Source organism: Fictibacillus sp. EA-CB0309 (assembly GCF_055814265.1).
Genome location: NZ_CP169271.1, coordinates 1,628,447 through 1,643,465 on the forward strand (window position 1 = coordinate 1,628,447; position 15,019 = coordinate 1,643,465).

Sequence of the window (15,019 nt, forward strand, 5' to 3'; positions counted from 1 at the left end):
GTGTCCTATATGAGTAAACGAGATTATTACGAAGTACTTGGATTAGATAAAAACGCCTCAAGTGATGAGGTGAAAAAAGCATACCGTAAACTTGCCAGAAAGTATCACCCAGATGTAAATAAAGAGGCAGATGCGGAAACAAAATTTAAAGAAGTTAAAGATGCTTACGAAACGTTGAGTGATCCACAAAAGAAAGCTCATTATGATCAATTTGGCCATACGGATCCAAATCAAGGATTTGGTGGCGGCGGAGCCGGTTTTGACGGTTTCGGCGATATATTTGATATGTTTTTCGGCGGTGGAGGCGGTAGACGAAATCCGAATGCTCCTCGCCAAGGTAATGACCTTCAGTACGGACTGCGTCTTTCTTTTGAAGAAGCTGTGTTCGGAAAAGAAACTGAAATTCAAATTCCTACAGAAGAATCATGTGGGACTTGTCATGGTTCTGGTGCAAAGCCTGGAACAAAACCGGAGACATGCTCGCATTGTAACGGAAGTGGTCAGCTGAACGTTGAACAAAATACACCGTTCGGCCGAATTGTTAACAGAAGAGTATGTAACCACTGCAGCGGTAAAGGAAAAATCATTAAAGATAAATGTAATACTTGTCATGGTGCAGGAAAAGTACGCAAAAACAAAAAGATCTCGGTAAAAGTACCTGCTGGTGTTGATAACGGTCAGCAGATCCGTATGTCTGGCCACGGGGAACCTGGAGTGAACGGTGGACCTGCAGGTGATCTTTATGTGGTGTTCCAAGTAGCGAATCACGAGTTCTTCGAGCGTGATGGAGATGACATCTTGTGCGAGATGCCATTGACGTTTTCTCAAGCAGCACTTGGAGACGAGATTGAAGTCCCTACTTTATATGGGAAAGTTAAGCTGAAGATTCCTGCAGGAACACAAACAGGAACTCATTTCCGCTTAAGAGGAAAAGGTGTTAAGAACGTTCATGGAAGAGGTCAAGGTGACCAGCATATCCAAGTGAAAGTAATTACACCAAAAAACTTAACAGAAAAACAAAAACAGCTGCTTCGTGACTTCTCAGAAATCAGCGGCAGCATGCCAGATGAACAACAAGATGGATTCTTCGACAAAGTCAAACGCGCATTTAAGGGCGAGTAAAACTCTTTCAATAAATCAAAAGATTTTCCTTCCAAAAGCCTGCTGTTTTGTATGTATTACCTTCATTGACAGGTTGATTGGAACGGAAGGTGGCGAGACTCCTGCGGGACTGGCGGTCAGGTGAACCTTTAACGGCGCAAAGCGGCAAGGGGCTCACCGCCTGCCCCGCGGAAAGCGAGCCACATGGAGTGGATATCAACCACTTTCAAAGCAAGCAAGTAATAACCTATAAAAATGTTCTAAAAGCTAAACTAATAAACGGAGTTGATATGATGAAATGGTCAGAGATTAGCATCCACACTACTCAGGAAGCTGTTGAACCAGTATCGAATATTTTACATGAGGCAGGAGCAAGCGGAGTTGTGATCGAGGATGTTGATGACCTCTCTAAAGAGCGTCAATCCGTATTTGGCGAAATCTATCAGCTCAACCCATCTGATTATCCTTCTGAAGGTGTAATTTTAAAAGCTTACCTACCTGTTAACAGTTTTCTAGGTGAAACGGTTGAAGAGATCAAGCAAGCGATCACAAACCTTGTTAAATATGATATTGATATTGGGGCAAACACGATATCTATTTCAGAAGTGAATGAAGAAGAATGGGCAACCGCTTGGAAAAAATATTATAAGCCGGTAAAAATCTCAAAGAGAATCACGATTACTCCTACTTGGGAAGATTACAAGCCTGTTAATTCTGATGAACTTATTATCGAATTAGATCCTGGTATGGCTTTTGGGACAGGAACACATCCTACAACTGTTATGAGCTTACAGGCCATCGAAAAATACATCACAGAAGGCGATTCTGTTATTGATGTTGGAACAGGATCAGGTGTATTAAGTATCGCGTCTGCTATGTTAGGTGCAAAACAAGTTGAAGCATATGATCTTGACGAAGTAGCCGTAAACTCTGCGCGTTTAAATGTGAAGCTGAATAAGGTCCATACAAAAGTCCACGTAGACCAGAATGATCTTTTAAAAGGCATTGAGGGTCCTGTCGATCTTGTTGTAGGAAACCTTTTGGCTGAAATCATTCTATTGTTTGTCGAGGATACAGCTAAAGTTCTAAAGCCAGGCGGATACTTTATTACATCAGGGATTATACAAGGAAAAAAACGTGATGTGAAAGAAAAGTTAGAACAACAAGGCTTTACAATCGTAGAAGTCTTAGAAATGGAAGATTGGGTGGCAATCGTTGCTCAAAATCAGAAATAAGAAGATAGGAAGTGCACTTCATGCAAAGGTACTTTGTTCCTCCAGAAAACTGGAGAGATGACCGCGTAGTAATAACAGGGGAAGATGCGAAACACATCTTAAAAGTGATGAGGATGCAAGATGGAGACAACATCATCTGTTCAGATAACAATGGTCGTACCTCTTTGTGTGAAATCGTTGAGCTTGGCGGTAACGCTGTTGAAGTACAGGTAGTTAAAGAGGTTGAGACACAAGCTGAGTTGCCTGTCTTCGTTACCATTGCCCAAGGACTTCCAAAGGGTGATAAGCTCGAGTACATTGTCCAAAAAGGCACAGAACTTGGAGCTGTTTCCTTTTTCCATTTGCAGCTGACCGTTCAGTCGTAAAGTGGGATGAAAAAAGGCAGTGAAGAAGCAAGAGCGGTTAGAAAAGATAGCAAAAGAAGCTGCAGAACAGTCTCATAGAAGCCGGATTCCTGAGATCTTGAATCCAGGTTCTTTTTCTGATTTGCTTAAAATGGCGGAACAGTATAATATAAAAATCGTTGCGTTTGAGGAAGAAGCTAAACAAGACGAATCCTCACGTTTTGCTTCTGAGTTGAAAACAGCAGCTAAGGGAGATTCCATCCTTTGTGTCATTGGCCCTGAGGGAGGAATCAGCGAAAAAGAAGCGGTTTCCCTTAGTGAACATGGATTTATATTGTGCGGGCTTGGTCCTAGAATCTTAAGGACAGAAACAGCTCCATTATATATGTTATCTGCCATTTCTTATCATTTTGAATTAAAGGGGTGATCAATATGCCATCCGTTGCATTTCATACGTTAGGTTGTAAAGTAAATCATTACGAGACAGAAGCGATCTGGCAACTGTTTCAAGGTGAAGGATATGAACGAACTGACTTTGACAGTACAGCAGACGTTTATGTGATTAATACATGCACAGTTACGAATACTGGTGATAAAAAAGCAGACAAGTGATTCGAAGAGCCATCCGTAAAAATCCGGATGCGGTTATTTGTGTTACAGGTTGTTACGCTCAGACTTCACCAGCAGAAATTATGGCGATCCCGGGCGTAGATGTAGTGGTCGGCACACAAGATCGTTCTAAAATGCTTTCGTATATCCAACAATACAAAGAGGAACGTATGCCGATCAATGGAGTTTCAAACATTATGAAGGCACGAGTATATGAAGAACTAGATGTGCCAGCCTTTACTGATCGAACAAGGGCATCATTAAAGATTCAAGAAGGCTGCAATAATTTCTGTACATTTTGTATTATCCCTTGGGCAAGAGGTCTTCTCCGTTCACGAAAACCAGAAGATGTACTTGCTCAAGCTCAGCAGCTCGTTGATTCTGGATACAAAGAGATCGTTCTTACAGGGATTCATACAGCAGGTTACGGCGAGGATATGAAAGACTATTCGTTTGCAAAACTGCTTGATGATCTAGATAAAAACATTTCAGGCCTTAAACGTATACGTATTTCTTCAATCGAGGCTAGTCAGATTTCTGATGAAGTGATTGAAGTTATGGGAAGATCGGACAAAGTTGTTCCCCATCTTCACATTCCTCTTCAATCTGGTTCTAATACAGTTCTGCAAAGAATGAGAAGAAAGTATTCGATGGAAATGTTCGGAGAAAGATTAGACCGATTGAAAGAGGCACTTCCGGGACTTGCAATCACATCAGATGTAATTGTTGGGTTTCCTGGAGAGACAGAAGAAGAGTTTATGGAAACGTATCGATTCATTGAGAGTCATAAATTTATGGAACTTCATGTATTTCCTTACTCGAAGCGTACCGGTACTCCAGCTGCTAAGATGGAGAATCAGGTACCAGAGGATGTTAAGAATGAACGTGTTCACAAATTGATCGCATTATCTGATCAATTAGCTAAAGAATATGCTTCAAACTATGAAGATACAGTTGTTGAAGTTATTCCAGAAGAAGCTTTTAAAGATGCACCAGGAAGCGATTTATTTGTTGGGTACACTCCAAATTATCTAAAAGTTGTTTTTGAAGGCAGCGAAGAGATGATCGGTAAATTGGTGAAAGTGAAAATTACTGAAGCTGGGTATCCTTATAATAAAGGTGTATTTGTAAAACAAGAAATGGAAGAAATCCTGAAGCAAGCTGTTTCAAGCTAACATCCTGGAGTTCATGCCAGGATGTTTTTTTAGGTGGCTGTTTTCTAAAGGCTGTTTTCGCATACAATGTTGCTCTTGAAAGTAGCTGATTTCCGCTCCAGCTTGCTAATTAAGAGAAAAAACATTCGAAAGCAACAATATTTACAAAAACAGCGGATTATTATTTTAGATTTTGAAGTAACTCGATTTATGTCGAATTATTTGATATGATACTAACGGTGTTTAATTTTTTTATTTAAGAAAGGGTTTGTTGAAATGAGCAATTTAAACGTTGCAAGAATGATTGACCACACAGCATTAAAAGCAGATACTTCAAAGCAAGAGATCTTAACTCTATGTGAAGAAGCTAAAAAATATAATTTCTTTTCTGTATGTGTAAATCCTACTTGGGTTTATACAGCCTTTGAACAATTAAAGGATTCAGATGTTGCCGTATGTACGGTAATTGGTTTCCCATTAGGAGCAAACACACCTGAAGTAAAGGCTTTTGAAACGAAGAATGCGATTGAAAATGGTGCTACTGAAGTTGATATGGTTATCAATATTGGAGCTCTAAAAGATGGTAACTATGAACTAGTTGAACAAGATGTTCGTGCTGTAGTTGAAGCAGCAAAAGGTAAAGCACTTACTAAAATCATCATTGAAACGTCTCTTTTAACGGATGAAGAAAAAGTAAAAGCATGTGAAATTGCTGTAAAAGCTGGAATTGACTTCGTTAAAACATCTACTGGATTTTCAACTGGCGGAGCGACTGTTGAAGATGTTAAGTTAATGCGTGAAACTGTTGGACCAAATATTGGTGTAAAAGCATCTGGAGCAGTTAGAGACCGTGAAACAGCTCTAGCTATGATCGAAGCTGGTGCGACTCGTATTGGTGCAAGTGCAGGAATCGCAATTGTTGAAGGCGGAACATCCACTTCAGACTATTAATTTTTGTTTTAGAATAATTACCTGCTCTCTCCGACCAACTTGTTTAAATTAAGTTGACCGTATTGCAAGGATATATTATAATGGCAAAAGATATGTGACGCATCTTTACTTTATGTAAGGGTGGTCTGGAGGAGGGAAATACAAATGGCAGAAACACGTATTCGCAAGAATGAATCCATTGATGATGCTCTTCGTCGTTTTAAAAGATCCGTTTCCAAAGATGGAACATTGGCTGAAGTTAAAAAGCGCAAGCATTATGAAAAGCCAAGCGTAAAGCGTAAGAAGAAGGCTGAGGCAGCAAGAAAGCGTAAGTTCTAAGCGGGGTGTAAGTAAGAAATATGAGTCTTCTTAACGATTTAAACCAAGATATGAAACAAGCGATGAAGGACAAGAACAAGCAAAAGCTTTCTGTTATTCGCATGCTTAAGGCATCACTTCAAAATGAAGCCATCAAGCAAGGACGCGAATTAAATGAGGAAGAAGAGCTTACCGTTCTTGTACGCGAAATGAAACAAAGAAAAGACTCCCTCCAAGAATTCGAAAAAGCTGGCCGCGATGATTTAGTCGCTGGTCTTCAAGATGAAATTGCTGTTCTTACGCCATACTTACCAAAACAGCTTACAGAAGAAGAACTGCAAGAAATCGTTGCTCAAACGATTACTGAAACAGGTGCTGCTTCAAAAGCTGATATGGGTAAAGTTATGGGTGCACTTATGCCGAAAGTTAAAGGGAAAGCCGATGGCGGTCTCGTTAACCGTATTGTGCAGCAACAATTATCATAATTGAAATGACAAACGCTCTGTATACTATACAGAGCGTTTTCTTATTTTTTGAAACTTTTCCCACAAGATAACGTAAAATAAAATTGAGGGGGGTTCTTGTGAAAAAAACCCGTTTATTCATATATATGCTTTGTCTCTTATGGGGGTTCTATGGTTTGATTTCTACCCATCATGTTTTCTCCGCTGGAAAAGGGAAGACGGTAACTTTTATTCCAGTTGAACATGAAGTAGAGAGAGGTCTTGAAGTTTTTTAGAACGGAATATTAAAAAAGCAGAAGATGATGGTACTGATCATATCGTACTTGAAATCTACACACCAGGAGGCAGAGTAGACGCCGCATTACATATAGCAAAAGTCATGAGGGAAACAGAGATTCCAATTACGGCTTATGTCGTTAAGAATGCTTTTTCCGCAGGAGCTTATATAGCTCTTAATGCGGATCAAATCGTTATGAAACCTTCTACCACCATTGGATCAGCAGCTGTTATCGACAGTCAAGGCAATACAGCAGGACAAAAAGCAGAATCTGCTTGGAAGGCAGAAATGCTTGCAGCAGCAGAGCTGAATGAAAGAAATCCTCTATACGCTGAGGCAATGGTAGACCCGGATGTCGAGATTCCTGAACTTGGTTTAGAAAAAGGAGAACTGCTTACTCTAACAGCTAGCGAAGCAACAAAAGTAGGGTATGCAGAAAAAATCGCAGAAGATCGTCAGGAACTTCTTGCGTTTTTAAATTTGGAGGATGCTAAAGTTTTAGAATCTAATCCCACGTTTGCAGATAAGATAGCTCGCTTTGTTACAAATCCTGTCGTTGTACCCATCTTGTTGTCTTTGGGAAGCTTAGGACTTGTGTTAGAGCTTTATACACCAGGTTTCGGAATTTCAGGATCTATTGGTGCGCTGTCGCTACTGCTATTTTTTTATGGACATATGATAGCCGGTTTAGCGGGTTGGGAAGCAATCATCTTATTTGGAACTGGGATTGTATTAATCATATTGGAATTATTTCTGCCTGGAGGAATAATAGGCATACTAGGGGTGGTTGCCATGTTGACCGGATTAATACTAGCAGGTGGTTCACTATCAGGGATATTAATCGCCATTGCAATAGCAATTGTTGTGACAATTATAGGATCTTACTTTTTCATAAGATCGTTTGGGTACAATGGACCGTTGAAACGACTAGTCTTATCCGATTCAACAAGCTCTGAAAAAGGATACCTTTCTCATAAAGAACGAGTCGATTTAACAGGTAGAACAGGAATAACAGCTACCGCATTAAGGCCGTCTGGCAGTGTGAAGTTAGAGGATGAATATTTAGATGTAGTGTCTGAAGGCACTTTTATCGAAAAAGGACAACATGTAAAAATTATTAAAGTAAGTGGTGGACGCATCGTTGTAAGACCCATTGAAAATAATGAATGAATGGAGAGTGTGTAAATGTTAGAATTCGGTTCTATCGCAAGTATTGTGATTATCGGACTCATTGTTATTGCTTTAGCAGTTTTATTTACTTTTGTTCCAGTTATGTTATGGATTTCTGCATTAGCTGCAGGAGTTAGAGTTGGAATTTTCACATTAGTAGGGATGAGGTTAAGAAGAGTTATTCCGAATCGTGTAGTAAACCCTTTAATTAAAGCTGTAAAAGCTGGATTAGAGTTAAGTACAAACCAGCTTGAAAGTCACTACTTAGCAGGTGGGAACGTAGACCGCGTTGTTAACGCATTGATTGCTGCGCATCGTGCAAATATAGAACTAAGCTTTGAAAGAGCGGCAGCCATCGATCTTGCGGGGCGCGATGTCCTTGAAGCTGTTCAGATGAGTGTTAATCCTAAGGTTATTGAAACTCCTTTTATCGCTGGTGTAGCGTTAGATGGAATCGAAGTGAAAGCAAAAGCAAGGATTACAGTACGAGCAAATATTGAACGCCTTGTTGGTGGAGCGGGTGAAGAAACAGTAATTGCTCGTGTCGGTGAAGGGATTGTTTCTACAATCGGTTCTTCTCAAAACCATAAAAAAGTTCTTGAAAACCCAGATATGATTTCACAGACCGTTCTATCTAAAGGATTGGATGCTGGAACAGCTTTCGAAATTCTCTCAATTGATATTGCCGATATTGATATCGGCAAGAACATTGGTGCTGAGCTTCAAACAGATCAAGCAATGGCTGATAAGAATATTGCTCAAGCAAAAGCAGAAGAAAGACGTGCGATGGCCGTTGCTAATGAGCAAGAGATGAAGGCGAGAGTTCAAGAAATGAGAGCAAAAGTTGTGGAAGCAGAAGCAGAGGTTCCTATGGCGTTAGCAGAAGCGCTTAGATCTGGAAACATGGGCTTTATGGATTATATGAACATGAAGAACATTATGGCAGACACAACGATGCGTGAGTCGATCAGCAAGTCCTCTCATTCAGATAAAGAGAACAATGATGATAAAGGGCGGAAGATTTAAGGATGTTAGAAGCGATTCTTGAACTGCTGTTTGCGAATATTGTTTTTGTTATTCTAGTTGCAGGTGGAATATTTAGCTTCTTTAAAAGGTTGAAAGAAAATCAGAATACCTCAAGACCTGTACCCCGTAAGCGTGAAACGGAACTTCCAAAACAAACTGTCTCACCTTTTGGTATTCCAGCACAGCTTGAACATAGAGAAATTGTTGAAAATAAAGCAGCAGAGATTGTTGGCAAGAATTACGAAAGGCCAAAATCTAACCGTCAAATTAATACCGAAAATAACAATCGTTCGAACCGCTACCAAGATAAAGAAGAAATTTTAAGCGGCTTTAAAGTAGATCAACAAGAACTTCAAAAAGCGATTATCTGGTCTGAAATTCTCTCTAAGCCTAAAGCTCTTCAAAAGCGATAGTATTAAAACGAAACAATGAAATAGTGTGATAGTTTACCCCTGCTCTCATAAAAATGGAGAGAGGGGTTTTTTTATGGGAAAATTGCGGCAGCAAGTAAACAAATGGATGATGCAGAACCTTGAACTACCAGCAGATGTAGTGATGGATTTACCCCGGATTACGATGATTGGACAACTACACATATATATAGAAAACCACAGAGGTGTAAAAGCTTTTTCAAATGAACAGCTTACACTCAAATTAAAACAAGGGACTCTCGTTATTAAAGGAAGTGAATTTGTGATCAAAACGATCTTACCGGAAGAAATCTTACTTGAAGGTACAATATCTTCAGTTGACTTTGAAAATGAATAACGAGTTGATGAATAGGGAGGGACAAGATGAAAACCAATTGGAATCATGTGAAAGGCTATGTAAGGATTGAAATTATTGGACAAGAATCTAGCTCTTTTATAAATACGTGTTTGCAATCCGGAATACAGATATGGGATATCCAGCCTCTTGATCATAACCGCGTACTCGTCTCTATTTCTATATCTGATGTTCGGAAAGCGAAATCAATATTAAAAGAAAACAAGCTAAAGATTAGAATAAAAGAAAAAAGGGAACACCTTTTCTTTTAAAAAGAATGTGGAAAAGAAATGGTTTTATTCTTGGTATGGTCTCTTTTATCTTTGTGCTATTTTTATTATCAAATATGATTTGGAATATAAATGTTACGGGGGCAAATCCTAAGACAGAGTATGAGTTAAGAAAAGCCGCTGTTGAAATGGGAGTTACAAAAGGAAAGTTTATTTTTCTGTTGCCTAACGTTAGAGAGATTCAGCGGGAATTAACAGAGAAAATGGACAATGTCACATGGATTGGTGTAACCCAACATGGAACCTCATACCGCTTGGAAGTAGTTGAGAAAGAGATTCCTGAAGCAAAACCAATTACCGGACCAAGACATCTCGTCGCAACGAAAGAAGCCGTCATTCATTCTGTATTCGTTGAAAAAGGACAACCCATCGTTGGTGTTAATGATTATGTAAAGAAGGGGTCTTTATTAGTTTCTGGGCTCATTGGAAAAGAAAAAACCACAGCTCGTAAGTGCAAAGGGAGAGGTTTGGGGAGAAGTATGGTATCAAACAGAGGTGGAAGTACCATTAAATACTTCTTTTCAAACGTACACAGGAAAATATAAAAACAGACATTATGTATCCTTGTTTGGGCTAAATCTTCCTGTATACGGTTTTTCTGATGGAGAATTTGAAGACAAAACGGAAACACTAAATGAAACACCTCTTTACTTAGCGAAATGGAAGATGCCTTTTTCTTATATAAAAAAAGAAATTAGGGAAACGGATGGAGTCAAGCGCTCCTATACGAAAGCAGAAGCCATAGAAGTTGGTAAAAAGATGGCGAAGAAAGAATTGGGAAAGAAATTGCCTGAAGATGCAAAAATTAATGGTGAAAAAGTTTGGCAACAAAACGTCTCGAATGGTAAAGTTAAACTAACGATGCTCTACCAAGTAATTGAAAATATTGCATCTGAACAACCTATACCTATCCAACAAGGAGAATGAGTAGTTTGTCAGAAACGAAAAGACTTAATTCATTACAACTCGAAAATACGACTGAAGCAGCTTCCCTTTTTGGGCCGAACGATGCCTTCTTAAAGGTGATTGAAGACAAGCTTAACGTTAACATCGTCACCCGTGGAGAGGAAATATCAGTTTCAGGGGAACTTGAAAAAGCCGAAATGGTTGAAGAGACACTGTATGTCTTGCTGAAATTAGTGCGAAAAGGAATAAAAATCTCAGAGCGAGACATTGTTTATGCCGTTCAGCTTGCTGAAAAAATATGCTGGATGAATTAAGTGAGTTATATGAAGAAGACATCGCAGTAACAGCAAAAGGTAAACCTATTCGCGTGAAAACGCTCGGTCAAAGACACTATGTTCAGTCGATGAGAAAGCGTGATCTTGTTTTTGGTATAGGACCTGCAGGAACTGGAAAAACATATCTAGCGGTAGTGATGGCTGTTAATGCATTAAAAGAAGGTAAAATGAAAAAGATTGTACTTACTCGTCCTGCTGTTGAAGCGGGAGAGAGCCTTGGGTTTCTGCCTGGCGATCTAAAAGAAAAAGTAGATCCTTATCTGCGGCCTCTATACGACGCACTGCATGACCTCCTAGGGGCTGAACATACGGAAAGACTGATTGAGCGCGGGACGATTGAAATTGCTCCATTAGCGTACATGAGAGGCCGTACACTTGATGAAAGCTTTGTTATATTAGACGAAGCTCAAAACACAACACCAGAACAAATGAAAATGTTTATAACGCGTCTTGGGTTTGGCTCGAAGATGGTTATTACAGGTGACTTAACACAGATTGATCTTCCACGTGGAAAGGAATCTGGGTTGAAAGTAACCGAAAAGAGGCTGGAGAGCGTAAAAGGCATTGATTTTATATACTTAAAACAATTGGATGTTGTACGTCATCCGCTTGTTCAACGAATTATTGAAGCATATGAAACATACGAAGACTAAGCCGCCAAATCTCTGGTGGCTTTTTTACGTGGTGCAAGAATTGGACAAGATGTTAAGGAGAATAACCGCAGCTCGCTCAACTATTTCACTACTTATGCTTTCTCATCTATTGCTCTAAGTAGAGATTTCGTTCTTGTCTATTCAAAAGGCTGCTTTCAAAAGGATTGTTGTTTTTTTATTTTTTATTGCCTTCTTTGACAGTTGATTGGAGTGGAAGGTGCGAGACTCCTGCGGGACAGGCGGGCAGGTGAGACACTTAAAAGTGAAACGTACGAATGTGGCTCACCGTCTGCCCTGCGGAAAGCGAAGCACCTGAAACGGAAATCAACCCTTCCAGGAGCAAAAAAGTTTGCGAAAACAGCCACTCAATAACTGGATTACTTTTATCTTTTTCTTTTGATAAGTACCATATTTGTACAATTTTTGCTAAGATTAGAACAGGATGTACAAGTTTAAGGAGTGGTATCGCTTGTCCAATATCAGGCATCTTTTGTCCAATTACTTTCGTTTAAGTGTAGCAACAGTATCCTTTATTGTTATGGGCATCATCTTGTTTTCCCTTTTAGTCAGCAATGTGACTCCCAATGTAGTGGACGTCAATGTTTATGAGCGTGCTCCTAGGGATATCCAATCTCCTATTACAATTCCGCTTGAAGATCAGACGGAAGCGAGGAAAAGGCTGGCTGAAGAGAGTGTTAAGAATGAATATACCTTTAATAAAGATCTCGCTTTACTTCAAGCAGAAGCCCTGAAAGATCTATTTGATCTAGTCATTACCATTAATAAATCAGAAGAGGAAAAGAAGGATGACGAAGCCCCGCTATCCATGGATCAGAAGTTAGAACAGATAAAAGATTCGATAGACAAATCTGAAATATCTGATGAGACATATACTGCTCTGGCTCAAGCGAGTGAAACAGAATTAAACAATATGAAGAATTTGGGTCCGGATGTTGTGAACAAGGTTTTATCCAATCCTATTATGGTTGAAGAGGTAGAAGATGCTAGGAATGAAGCTGTTCAACTGATCCGTGAAAATAGCAATCTGTCCTATTCTTTAAGAAATGCTACAGAAGAAATCACTAGAAGTTTTATTATTGCGAATAGAACGCTTGATACTGAAAAAACAAGACAAAAACGAAAAGAAGCAAGTGATAAAGTTGAAGAGGTTGTGATTAGAGAAGGAGAAGTCTTAGTTAAAAGCGGGGCTGTGATTACGCCTGAAATCTTTGATAGGCTCAAAAAGGTTGGATTACTGGATCAGGAAATGAAAACGTATCCGTATTATGGTTTGTTCCTCTTTGTGCTGATCGTAATGGCTGGTTTGTATTATTTTATGAAAGAAGAGCGTGAGAAGGAGCATTTTAGAAAATATGTAACAATCTACGCCTTATTGTTCACGCTCACCCTCGTTGTAATGAAAGTGTTAAGTATCAGTACCAATCTTGGTTTAACGAGTCTAATGTATGCGGTTCCTGTTGCTGCAGGTGCGATGATGATCAAGATGCTATTTAATGAAGAGCTCGCTGTTGTTTCAACGATTATTTTTGCTTTTAGTGCAGCTTTAATCTTTAACGAGCAAACAGCAGGGAACTTTAACTTTATCATGAGCATGTATGTTTTATTTAACGGAATTGCTGGAATTGTATTTCTAGGCAAAACACAGCAGCGTTCGAAAATTCTTCAAGCTGGATTTTTCGTATCTTTTATAGCCATCCTAACGGTAGCGAGTGTTCTATTGTTGCAAAACGGAAAGTTCACATCTCTGCAAATAGGATTAGATCTTGGCTGTGCAGCCATTTCTGGTTTTGTCTCAGCTGTACTCACGCTAGGGTTGTTACCTGTTATTGAGTCTTCTTTTAACATATTGTCAGTAACAAAACTTATCGAACTATCTAATCCAAATCATCCTATATTGCGAAAAGTATTAATGGAAGCGCCGGGTACTTATCATCACAGCATCATGGTAGCCAATCTTTCTGAAGCAGCTTGTGAGTCTATTGGTGCTAACGGACTTCTCGCAAGAGTGGGTTCTTATTATCACGATGTTGGAAAAACGAAACGCCCCCATTTTTTTATAGAGAATCAAATGAATATGGAGAATCCGCATGACAAGATTGCTCCACAATTAAGTAAGACGATAATAACCGCACATCCTTATGATGGGGCAGATATGCTTAGAGCAGAAAAAATACCGAAAGAGATTATAGACATAGCTGAACAGCATCACGGAACGACTTTGTTAAAATTCTTTTATCATAAAGCAGCTAAGCTAACAGATAAGGAAGTTGCAGAATCAGACTTCCGATATCCTGGGCCAAAAGCCCAAACAAAGGAAGTTGCTATTATCGGTATATCAGATGCAGTTGAAGCGGCAGTACGATCATTATCTAAACCAACACCAGTTAAAATCGACGGAATCATTCGAAAGATAATAAATGATAGACTTGAGGATGGACAGTTTGACGAATGTGACATTACCCTTAAAGAACTGGATACGGTAGCTAAGACATTGACCGAAACATTGAAAGGGATTTTTCATTCCAGAATTGAGTATCCAGAAGAAACGAAAAAGGTGGAAAAACAATGATACTACATGTAGAGTATTTAAACGAAATTGATGAAAACAGCACAGAGTTTCAGGAACTTTTGACAAATGTCCTAGAAAAAGCGGCTGAAATGGAAGAAACGGGCCAAGCAGAAGTATCTGTGACCATTGTAACGAAAGAAAGAATTCAAGAAATTAATAGTGAGTATCGACAAAAAGACAGTGTAACGGATGTCATTTCCTTTGCCATGGAAGAGATGGGAGAAGATGAGACAGAAATTATAGGCGGAGAAGAGACGAGGTTCTTAGGAGACATTATTATCTGTTTAGATGTTGCTAAAGAACAGGCCGCAGAGTATGGCCACTCTTTAGAAAGAGAAATGGGCTTTCTTGCGGTACACGGCTTTCTGCATTTATTAGGTTATGACCATATGAACGAAGAAGATGAAAAAAGAATGTTTGGCAGACAAGAAGAAATCTTGGAGCAATACGGATTAAAAAGATGATTTCATGGAGAAAGTTGTTCTCAAGTTTTATGTTTGCATTTGCAGGCATTCTTACAACGTTTAAAACAGAACAAAATTTTCGAATCCACACCTTTATCAGTGTAATCGTTATCACTACAGCGATTGCACTTGATTTTTCTTCAGCGAGATTAATCATATTATTTATTGTTATCGGTCTGGTTTTAGCGCTAGAGCTAATCAATACTGCTATAGAAAATACAGTGGACTTAATTACACTGGAACATCATCCGCTTGCCAAGAAGGCGAAAGATGCTGCTGCAGGAGCAGTTTTGGTTTTTTCAATATTTGCTGTTATAATCGGTATACTGCTCTTTATTGAACCGCTTATAAACAGCATAAACAATATGAAGCAATAATTGTTAAGAAG

At 39.2% G+C, this 15,019-nt stretch carries 12 protein-coding genes and 4 pseudogenes; all 16 read left to right on the forward strand.

Features of this window, described 5'->3' with window-relative positions; translation table 11 throughout:
- Positions 1-9 precede the first annotated feature (9 nt).
- The 16 genes and pseudogenes from dnaJ (at position 10) to ACEWFH_RS09050 (ending at position 15,008) form a co-directional block, all read left to right on the forward strand.
- Positions 10-1,122: a molecular chaperone DnaJ gene (dnaJ, locus tag ACEWFH_RS08975; protein WP_473726910.1), complete on the forward strand. Its 1,113-nt coding sequence runs from the start codon at positions 10-12 to the stop codon at positions 1,120-1,122.
- Between the two features lie 272 nt (positions 1,123-1,394).
- Positions 1,395-2,336: a 50S ribosomal protein L11 methyltransferase gene (prmA, locus tag ACEWFH_RS08980; RefSeq protein ID WP_473727255.1), complete on the forward strand. Its 942-nt coding sequence runs from the start codon at positions 1,395-1,397 to the stop codon at positions 2,334-2,336.
- Between the two features lie 20 nt (positions 2,337-2,356).
- Positions 2,357-3,107 (forward strand): annotated as a pseudogene (locus ACEWFH_RS08985) (16S rRNA (uracil(1498)-N(3))-methyltransferase).
- A gap of 5 nt (positions 3,108-3,112) precedes the next feature.
- Positions 3,113-4,464: pseudogene (gene mtaB, locus ACEWFH_RS08990) on the forward strand (tRNA (N(6)-L-threonylcarbamoyladenosine(37)-C(2))-methylthiotransferase MtaB).
- A 255-nt stretch (positions 4,465-4,719) separates the two neighbouring features.
- Positions 4,720-5,394, forward strand: coding sequence for a deoxyribose-phosphate aldolase (deoC, locus tag ACEWFH_RS08995; protein WP_473726911.1), 675 nt, complete (start codon positions 4,720-4,722; stop codon positions 5,392-5,394).
- A 144-nt stretch (positions 5,395-5,538) separates the two neighbouring features.
- Entirely contained in the window at positions 5,539-5,712 is a 174-nt protein-coding gene (gene rpsU, locus ACEWFH_RS09000) for a 30S ribosomal protein S21 (RefSeq protein ID WP_066237650.1), read from the forward strand.
- 20 nt (positions 5,713-5,732) lie between these two features.
- Positions 5,733-6,176: a GatB/YqeY domain-containing protein gene (locus tag ACEWFH_RS09005; protein ID WP_473726912.1), complete on the forward strand. Its 444-nt coding sequence runs from the start codon at positions 5,733-5,735 to the stop codon at positions 6,174-6,176.
- Positions 6,177-6,471: 295 nt separating this feature from the next.
- Complete coding sequence (locus ACEWFH_RS09010; protein WP_473727256.1) at positions 6,472-7,602, forward strand: NfeD family protein; 1,131 nt, start codon at positions 6,472-6,474, stop codon at positions 7,600-7,602.
- Positions 7,603-7,617: 15 nt separating this feature from the next.
- Complete coding sequence (gene floA, locus ACEWFH_RS09015; RefSeq protein ID WP_473726913.1) at positions 7,618-8,628, forward strand: flotillin-like protein FloA; 1,011 nt, start codon at positions 7,618-7,620, stop codon at positions 8,626-8,628.
- A 2-nt stretch (positions 8,629-8,630) separates the two neighbouring features.
- Positions 8,631-9,041: a hypothetical protein gene (locus tag ACEWFH_RS09020; protein ID WP_473726914.1), complete on the forward strand. Its 411-nt coding sequence runs from the start codon at positions 8,631-8,633 to the stop codon at positions 9,039-9,041.
- Between the two features lie 73 nt (positions 9,042-9,114).
- Positions 9,115-9,396, forward strand: a complete 282-nt coding sequence (yqfC, locus tag ACEWFH_RS09025; protein WP_473726915.1) for a sporulation protein YqfC — start codon at positions 9,115-9,117, stop codon at positions 9,394-9,396.
- Positions 9,397-9,422: 26 nt separating this feature from the next.
- Positions 9,423-10,610: pseudogene (gene yqfD / locus ACEWFH_RS09030) on the forward strand (sporulation protein YqfD).
- Between the two features lie 5 nt (positions 10,611-10,615).
- Positions 10,616-11,577, forward strand: a pseudogene (locus ACEWFH_RS09035) (PhoH family protein).
- A gap of 469 nt (positions 11,578-12,046) precedes the next feature.
- Entirely contained in the window at positions 12,047-14,167 is a 2,121-nt protein-coding gene (locus ACEWFH_RS09040) for an HD family phosphohydrolase (protein WP_473726916.1), read from the forward strand.
- Positions 14,164-14,631 (forward strand): rRNA maturation RNase YbeY, encoded by a 468-nt coding sequence (ybeY, locus tag ACEWFH_RS09045; RefSeq protein ID WP_473726917.1) that lies wholly within the window; start codon positions 14,164-14,166, stop codon positions 14,629-14,631. The genes ACEWFH_RS09040 and ybeY overlap by 4 nt, the downstream gene beginning before the upstream one ends.
- Positions 14,628-15,008, forward strand: a complete 381-nt coding sequence (locus tag ACEWFH_RS09050; protein ID WP_473726918.1) for a diacylglycerol kinase family protein — start codon at positions 14,628-14,630, stop codon at positions 15,006-15,008. The genes ybeY and ACEWFH_RS09050 overlap by 4 nt, the downstream gene beginning before the upstream one ends.
- The last annotated feature ends 11 nt before the right edge of the window (positions 15,009-15,019 follow it).

What these genes read in the sequence shown, in the direction of transcription:
- dnaJ (WP_473726910.1), top strand. Translation starts at nt 10, where the DNA reads ATGAGTAAACGAGATTATTACGAAGTACTTGGATTAGATAAAAACGCC.
- prmA (WP_473727255.1), top strand. Translation starts at nt 1,395, where the DNA reads ATGAAATGGTCAGAGATTAGCATCCACACTACTCAGGAAGCTGTTGAA.
- deoC (WP_473726911.1), top strand. Translation starts at nt 4,720, where the DNA reads ATGAGCAATTTAAACGTTGCAAGAATGATTGACCACACAGCATTAAAA.
- rpsU (WP_066237650.1), top strand. Translation starts at nt 5,539, where the DNA reads ATGGCAGAAACACGTATTCGCAAGAATGAATCCATTGATGATGCTCTT.
- ACEWFH_RS09005 (WP_473726912.1), top strand. Translation starts at nt 5,733, where the DNA reads ATGAGTCTTCTTAACGATTTAAACCAAGATATGAAACAAGCGATGAAG.
- floA (WP_473726913.1), top strand. Translation starts at nt 7,618, where the DNA reads ATGTTAGAATTCGGTTCTATCGCAAGTATTGTGATTATCGGACTCATT.
- ACEWFH_RS09020 (WP_473726914.1), top strand. Translation starts at nt 8,631, where the DNA reads ATGTTAGAAGCGATTCTTGAACTGCTGTTTGCGAATATTGTTTTTGTT.
- yqfC (WP_473726915.1), top strand. Translation starts at nt 9,115, where the DNA reads ATGGGAAAATTGCGGCAGCAAGTAAACAAATGGATGATGCAGAACCTT.
- ybeY (WP_473726917.1), top strand. Translation starts at nt 14,164, where the DNA reads ATGATACTACATGTAGAGTATTTAAACGAAATTGATGAAAACAGCACA.
- ACEWFH_RS09050 (WP_473726918.1), top strand. Translation starts at nt 14,628, where the DNA reads ATGATTTCATGGAGAAAGTTGTTCTCAAGTTTTATGTTTGCATTTGCA.